Annotated in this window: 7 protein-coding genes and 1 pseudogene; all 8 read right to left on the bottom strand. The window is 78.7% G+C overall.

The genetic code is table 11. The annotated features are described in order from the left end of the window. Nucleotides 1–786: pseudogene (locus ACH35V_RS39630) on the bottom strand (hypothetical protein); the annotation flags it as partial. Further along, the gene (locus tag ACH35V_RS39625; RefSeq protein ID WP_395980031.1) at nucleotides 783–1,205 is read right to left on the bottom strand and encodes a hypothetical protein; all 423 of its coding nucleotides are present in this window, start codon (nucleotides 1,203–1,205) and stop codon (nucleotides 783–785) included. The pseudogene ACH35V_RS39630 and the gene ACH35V_RS39625, both read right to left, overlap by 4 nt. Continuing rightward, nucleotides 1,202–2,350 carry a molybdopterin-dependent oxidoreductase gene (locus ACH35V_RS39620; RefSeq protein WP_395980030.1) on the bottom strand — a complete coding sequence of 383 codons (1,149 nt, stop codon included), beginning with the start codon at nucleotides 2,348–2,350 and terminating at the stop codon, nucleotides 1,202–1,204. Before ACH35V_RS39620 ends, ACH35V_RS39625 begins: the two co-directional genes overlap by 4 nt. Further along, entirely contained in the window at nucleotides 2,326–2,943 is a 618-nt protein-coding gene (locus ACH35V_RS39615; RefSeq protein ID WP_395980029.1) for an SAM-dependent methyltransferase, read from the bottom strand. The genes ACH35V_RS39620 and ACH35V_RS39615 overlap by 25 nt, the downstream gene beginning before the upstream one ends. Next, nucleotides 2,940–3,599, bottom strand: a complete 660-nt coding sequence (locus tag ACH35V_RS39610; protein ID WP_395980028.1) for a TIGR04282 family arsenosugar biosynthesis glycosyltransferase — start codon at nucleotides 3,597–3,599, stop codon at nucleotides 2,940–2,942. Before ACH35V_RS39610 ends, ACH35V_RS39615 begins: the two co-directional genes overlap by 4 nt. Beyond that, nucleotides 3,596–4,300, bottom strand: coding sequence for a glycosyltransferase family 2 protein (locus ACH35V_RS39605; protein WP_395980027.1), 705 nt, complete (start codon nucleotides 4,298–4,300; stop codon nucleotides 3,596–3,598). The genes ACH35V_RS39610 and ACH35V_RS39605 overlap by 4 nt, the downstream gene beginning before the upstream one ends. A gap of 36 nt (nucleotides 4,301–4,336) precedes the next feature. Beyond that, entirely contained in the window at nucleotides 4,337–5,392 is a 1,056-nt protein-coding gene (locus tag ACH35V_RS39600) for an NAD-dependent epimerase/dehydratase family protein (RefSeq protein ID WP_395980026.1), read from the bottom strand. A gap of 123 nt (nucleotides 5,393–5,515) precedes the next feature. Further along, nucleotides 5,516–6,595: an aminotransferase class V-fold PLP-dependent enzyme gene (locus ACH35V_RS39595; RefSeq protein ID WP_395980025.1), complete on the bottom strand. Its 1,080-nt coding sequence runs from the start codon at nucleotides 6,593–6,595 to the stop codon at nucleotides 5,516–5,518. Between the last annotated feature and the right edge of the window lie 34 nt (nucleotides 6,596–6,629).

Genomic DNA, 6,629 nt, shown 5'->3' with positions numbered 1-6,629 from the left:
CGCCCCCGTCCGGTGGGCGCCCGTGCGGTGGGCGGCGACCGCGAGCAGGGCCGTGCCCCACGCGGCCACGGCCAGGAAGAACGCGTCCATCGCGGTCGCGACCCACAGCGCCAGCGGCGCCAGGACCAGGAACGGCACCGCCGCCCGCGCCGCCCGCTCACCGGCCAGCACCCGCACCGTCACCGCGATCGCGGCGGCCGAGGACGTGCCCGCCGCGACGATGAACGCCGCCGCCCAGCCGGTCCCGCCGAGCCCCGCCTCCTCCAGCGCCCACAGGACCAGCACCGGCAGCGGCGGATGCCCCCGGACGTGCGTGGTGTAGCCGCCGAGCCGCTCGGTGAAGGTGTCCAGCCAGGTCAGGGGGTCGGGCCGCAGCTGCGCCAGGCCCGCGGGGTACTCGGTCGGCGCGTCCAGGGGGGCGGTGAGCGCGTCCCAGCCGTCGGCGGCGGCGAGCGCGACCGTCCACGCCGCCGCGAAAGCCCACGCGGCGGGGAGCAGGGCCCGCCACGGCAGCCGCGCCGCCAGCACCGGCAGCGCCGCCACCGCGGCGGCGGCGACCACGGCGGCGGGCAGGAGCTGCCAGGTCAGCGGCCATTCCCGGGCGCGGGCGTGGAGCGGGGGCAGCGGGTCCTCGGTGGCCAGGCCGGCGCGGCGCAGGCACCACCCGGCCGCGAACGCCGCCGCGATCCCGGCCGCCCACACCGCGACCGCGGCCCGCCCCCGCCACGCGCCCCGGCCGCCGCCGCACCGAGCGGCGTCGGGTGTGCGCGCGTCGGTGAGGGTCACGCCCGCCCCCTCCGGCGCTCCTTCCGGCGGGCCGCGTACACGCGGGCCGCGACGGTCACCGCCGCCGCGGCCGTGATCGCCGCCAGGACGATCGCGAGGTTGCGGCCGTAGGGCAGCGGCAGCCGGGACGGCTCGTCCGCGCGGCGCCCGTACCCGAGGACCAGCGGCAGCGCGACCGCGCACACGCACCCCGCGACGATCAGCGCCGCGCGGACGGTCCGGCGGTGCGCGGCGGGCAGCCGCCCCGTCGCCAGCCCCGCCGCGAGCACCACCGGGACCAGGACGCCGTCGTGCAGGACGGCCGCGCCCGCGAACCACGCCAGCCACGCCACCGCGTCGACGTGGACGGCGATCCCGCGCGCGCCGACCGCGATCAGCGCCAGCCCCGCCCCGCACACGGCGATCTTCGCGGCGTTCACAGGACCACCAGCCGGTGCACCCATTTGGTCTGCATGACCCCGGGCCGGTTGGGCGCGATGAGGCGGCACGGGTGCCCGTGGTCGAGGTCGAGGGGCTCGCCGCCGAGGTCCAGGGCGAGGAGGGTGAGGGGGTCGTGCCAGTGCTCGGGGTCGACGCGGGAGGTGCGGTAGATCCCGAAGTTCTGCAGCGACTCGACCCGCACGCGGGCGTCGCCGGCGGCCCCGGCGAGGGCGAGCAGGTCCCGCAGCCGCACGCCGCGCCAGTCGGCGTCGGCGCTCCATCCCTCCACGCACGCGATCGGGAGCCGCGCCGGGTGCTGCGGGAGGGCGCGCAGGCCGTCCAGGGTCAGGACGACGTCGCGGCGGACCCGCCCGGTCACCGTCAGCCGCCACGCCGGGTCGCGGGCGGCGGCGGTCACCCCGGCGGCGGCCGCGGACTTGTTGACCGGCAGGCCCTGCGGCCCGGTGCCCGGGCGGCGCGGCGCGAGCACCGCCGGCCGCGCCAGCGGCGAGAACGCCTCCCCCACGGTGACGGCCGTGATGACACCGCTCGCGCCGGCGACGGTGAGCAGGAACGCGCGGCGCCCGACGGCGTCCTGCGGGCGGGTCATCACCGTGCGCCGCACCTTGGACCACTCGTCGGCGGCGTGGATCAGCAGCGCCCCGATGACGATGTAGGCGGTCCAGTAGTGCGCGGTGGTGAACAGGAACGGGAACGCGTACCAGTACGCGATGTTCAGCACCCCGGTGACGAACTGGAACAGCGCCCCGCCGACCAGCACGAACATCAGCGCCCGCCGCGCCCCGTGCAGCGCGGACCGGACCGGCGGCCACTGCCACAGCTTCGGGTAGACCGTCCACAGCTTGGCCAGCAGCAGCGGCACGGTCGCCAGCCCGCCGATCACGTGCACGCCCTGGGTGACCCGGTACAGGTTCACCGGACGCGACGGCCACTGCGCCCAGCCGGGCGGGTGCTGCATGAAGTGGGAGATCAGCCCGGTCGCGAACGCCGACAGGAAGCTGACGCCCAGCGCCATGCCCAGCCACGCCGCGACCCGCTCGTCATGCAGCCGGCTGGTGAACCGCGCGGGCAGCCGGGCCGGCGCCGCGAGCAGGCGGGTCAGGAACGAAGGGCGACGAACCATCGGCCCGCCTCCTCCCACATCTCGGTGACGGTCGCCGCGCACGCGGCGGCGAGCGCGGCGGCGGCGTCGGCCGGGACGTGCGCCCACGTGAACCACTCCCCGACCGCGCGGCCCGACCGCAGCCGCAGCGGCTCGGCGCGGGAGGCCCCGCCGGGCGGGTCGACCTCGGCCAGGACCCGCCCGCCGGGCGCCAGCAGCGCCAGGACGCGGCGCAGCAGCGCGGCGGGGTCGCCGCCGATGCCGATGTTGCCGTCGGCGAGCAGCGCGGTACGCCAGCGCCCGGCGCCGGGGACGCGGCCGAACACGTCCCGGCACAGCGCGGGCCCGCCCGCCGCGACCGTCAGCGCGACCGCGGCGGGCGCCAGGTCGATGCCCAGCACCGGGACGCCGCGCCCTGCCAGCGCGACGGTGAGGCGGCCGGGCCCGGACCCGACGTCCAGCGTGGCGCCCTCGCAGCGGGCCAGGAGCCCGCCGTCGCCGGGCCGGGCGGCGAGCCAGTCCTGGACGGGCAGCGGCCGGCGGCGCCCGTCGGCGTGCTCGATCTCGACGGGCGCGCGGCCCCGCAGCGCGTCCTCGTACAGTTCGCCGATCATGCCGGGACCGTCCTGACGCCGAGTTCCCGCACGGCCGCCGCGAACCGGGTCCCGCCCGCGGCGGCGGCGACGGCCGCGGCGTCGGCGGGGGTGTCGACGTCGGTGAGCTCGGGCAGCGGCGCGACGTCCAGCCCGGCGGCGCGCAGCCGCGCCAGCTGCGCCGCGCCGGTGCCGGGCCGCGACATCGGCACGCCGCGCAGCAGCGCGGGGTCGGGGCGGCGGAGGCCGAGGAGCCAGAACCCGCCGTCGGACGCCGGGCCGAACACCGCGCCGCGCCGCCGCAGCGCCCGCCCGGCGCGGGCGAGCAGCGCGGGCGTGACCTGCGGGGTGTCCATCCCGATCAGCACCAGCGGGCGGCCGGCCCACGCGTCGGCGAACGCGGCGGCCAGGCGCTCGTCCAGGCCGCCGCCGCGCTGCGCGGCGACGGCGAACCCGGCGGGCAGCCACGGCCCGGGCGCGCCGTCGAGGGCGAGGGTGCGGCGCCCGGCCGGGGCGGCGGCGACGGCGTCGAGGGTGTCGCGCAGCGCCGCCTCGGCCAGCGCGGCGGCCTCGGCGGGCGTGTAGGCGGGCGTCAGCCGGGTCTTGACGCGTCCGGGCACCGGCTCCTTGGCGATCACGATCAGATCCGCGTCCGGTGAGCCGGTCGAGCCGGTCATGAGGAGGCCTCGGCCAGGACGCGGCGCATGTCGCGGACGGCGCGGACCGTCCCGCCGAGCGTCCCGGTGACCTTGGAGGAGCCGGTGCGGGGACGGTAGGCGACGTCGATCTCCCCGATCCGCCAGCCGGCGCGGGCGGCGCGCAGCACCATCTCCAGCGGGTAGCCGAACCGGCGGTCGGTCAGGTCGAGGGCCAGGAGCGCGTCGCGGCGGGCGGCGCGCATCGGCCCGAGGTCGTGCAGCCGGGTGCCGGCGCGCCGGTTCAGGGACCGGGCCAGGACGGCGTTGCCGAGCCGTGCGTGCGGCGGCCACGCGCCCCGCCCGGACGGCCGCCGCCGCCCCAGCACCAGACCCGGACCCGGACCCGCTCCCGGATCCGGGTCCGGTTCGGGCGGGCCGGTGGTGTGGAGGGCGTCGAGCGCGGCGGTCAGGCGGGGCAGCTCGGCCGGGTCCAGGGACGCGTCGGCGTCCATGACGCACACGACGTCGGTGCGGGCGGCCAGCAGGCCCCGGTGGCAGGCGGCGCCGAAGCCGCGGTCGGGCGCGGCGACGACGCGCGCGCCGTGGTCGGCGGCGACGCGCGCGGAGTCGTCGGTGGAGGCGTTGTCGACCACCAGCGGGCGGAACCCGCGCGGCATCCGCGACAGCACCCAGGGCAGCGCCTCGGCCTCGTTGAGGCACGGGAGAACCACATCGATCACGCTCCGACGCTACTCTCGGTGACGGCCGGGCGACCCTTACGAACTGGTGACGCGCCGACGGGCGAACTCCTCCATCCCGTCGGCGAACGCCACCGCGGCGGAGAATCCCAGCTCGCGGCGGGCCCGGTCGGGGTGGGCGACGATGTGGCGGACGTCGCCGAGCCGGTGACCGCCGGTGACGCGCGGCGCGGGCCCGCCGAACGCGGCCGACAGCGCGGCGGCCATGTCGCCGACGGTGCGCGGCTCGCCGCTGGCGATGTTGAAGGCGCGCAGCCCGCCGGAGCCGAGCCCGGGGACGGGCCCGGGGCCGGGCGGCGGCGGGCCGGCGGCGGCGTGTTCCAGGGCCAGCACGTTGGCGCGGGCGACGTCGCGGACGTGGACGAAGTCGCGGCGCTGCCCGCCGTCCTCGAACACCAGCGGCGCCCGCCCGTCCTCCAGCCGGGACCGGAAGATCGCCGCGACGCCCGCGTAGGGGGTGTCGCGCGGCATCCGCGGCCCGTACACGTTGTGGTACCGCAGCGCCGCGACGGTCCCGCCGGTCGCCCGCGCCCACGACGCGGCGAGGTGCTCCTGGGCGAGTTTGGTGTCGGCGTAGACGTTGCGGGGGTCGGGCGGGGCGTCCTCGGCGACGGCGGCGGGGTCGAGGGGCCGCCCGCAGGCGGGGCAGGCGGGCTCGAACCGCCCGGCGCGCAGCGCCTCCTCCGGGCGCGGCCCGGGCCGGACGGCACCGTCCCGGCGGCAGGTGTAGGCGCCCTCCCCGTACACCACCATCGAGGACGCCAGCACCAGCACCCCCACGCCGGCGCGGGCCATCTCGGCCAGCAGCACGGCGGTGCCCTGGACGTTGGCGGAGGTGTAGTCGGGCAGGTCGGACACGTCGACGCCGAGGCCGACCTTGGCGGCCTGGTGGCAGACGGCGTCCACCCCGTCCAGGCGGGGCGCGAGCGCGGCGGCGTCGCGGACGTCGGCGGGCGGGCCGCCGAGCGCGTCGGGCCGCGGGTCCAGGCCGCGGACGCGGTGGCCCGCGGCGTCCAGGGCCTCGGCGACGTGCGAGCCGATGAAGCCGGCCGACCCGGTGAGCAGTACGTTCATGCCGTCGAACGTAGGACGCGCCGCGCCCCGCCACCCGCGCGGGAGCGCCCGTCAAGACGCTTTGTTCCAACCTTGTAAGAACTTCGGCGTGAGAACGTCGGCGAAGAGCTTCGGCGAAGAGCCTCAGCGCCCGGGCGCCACCGGGGCCAGCAGCGGGGCGAGGAGCCCGGCGGCCTTGTCGGCGTCGGCCTCGGTGGTGGTGAGGTGGAACGAGCAGCGCAGCCGTCCCGCCCGCACCGACGCGATCACCCCGCCGGCGCGGAGCGTCTCGGCGGCGCCGCCGGGGACCGCGACCGACACGATCGCCGACTCCCCGCCCGGCGGGGCGGGCGGCAGGCCGAGCGCGGCGCGGAACCGGCGCGCCAGCGCCACGTCGTGGTCGTGGATCGCCTGGACGCCGACGCGTTCGAGGAGCTCCAGCGCGGGCGCGTGCCCGGCCCAGCACTGCCACGCCGGGGACAGGTCCAGGCGCCGCGCGTCCGCCGCGAGCCGCAGCGGCAGCCCGTACACCGAGTCCCACACGTCGGCTCCGGCGTACCAGCCGGCGCCGATCGCGGGCAGCGCGTCCAGCGCCTCGGCGGTGCCGGTGAGGAAGCAGGTGCCGCGGGGTCCGAGGAGCCATTTGTAGCCGCCGCACACCAGCCAGTCGACGCGGTCGGCGGGCAGCGGGAGCCACCCGGCGGCCTGGGTGCCGTCCAGCAGGATCCGGGCGCCGTGCGCGCGGGCGGCGCCGATCAGGTCGTCCATCGGGGCGACGCGCCCGTCGGCGGACTGCACCGCCGACACCGCGACCAGGTCGTCGCCGGGCCGGACCTCGGCGGCGATCCGCTCCAGCGGGACCGACCGGACGGTCAGCCCGGCCCGCGCGGCGAACGGCCACAGCAGCGAGGTGAAGTCCCCGTCGGCGACCAGCACGGTCGCGCCGGCGGGCAGCGACGCGGCGACGAGCCCGACGAAGTAGGACACCTGCGGCCCGCACGCGACCCGCCCGGCGGGCACGCCGAGCAGGCGGGCGAACGCCTCCCGGGACCGGGTCACCGCCTCGTCCAGCGCGGCGGCGGCCAGCAGCCCGGCGGCGCGGTCCCGCTCGGCGGCGAGCATCGCCTCGTGCGCGGCGCGGGGCGGCAGCCCGTAGGTGGCGGTGTTGAGGTAGGCGACCCCGGCGCCGAACTCGCGCTGCGCGTCCCGGATGGAAAGGCTCATGCACCGATCGTCGTCCACCACGCGCCATAGCACA

This window comes from Actinomadura sp. 1N219 (assembly GCF_044326405.1).
GTDB lineage: Bacteria > Actinomycetota > Actinomycetes > Streptosporangiales > Streptosporangiaceae > Spirillospora.
The sequence above is the reverse complement of the archived record's forward strand: the minus strand, read 5'-3'. Positions and strand labels throughout refer to the sequence as shown.

Excerpts from the sequence above, each read along its gene's own strand:
- ACH35V_RS39610 (WP_395980028.1), bottom strand. The coding sequence starts at position 3,599 with ATGACCGGCTCGACCGGCTCACCGGACGCGGATCTGATCGTGATCGCC.
- ACH35V_RS39595 (WP_395980025.1), bottom strand. The coding sequence starts at position 6,595 with ATGAGCCTTTCCATCCGGGACGCGCAGCGCGAGTTCGGCGCCGGGGTC.
- ACH35V_RS39620 (WP_395980030.1), bottom strand. The coding sequence starts at position 2,350 with ATGGTTCGTCGCCCTTCGTTCCTGACCCGCCTGCTCGCGGCGCCGGCC.
- ACH35V_RS39600 (WP_395980026.1), bottom strand. The coding sequence starts at position 5,392 with ATGAACGTACTGCTCACCGGGTCGGCCGGCTTCATCGGCTCGCACGTC.
- ACH35V_RS39615 (WP_395980029.1), bottom strand. The coding sequence starts at position 2,943 with ATGATCGGCGAACTGTACGAGGACGCGCTGCGGGGCCGCGCGCCCGTC.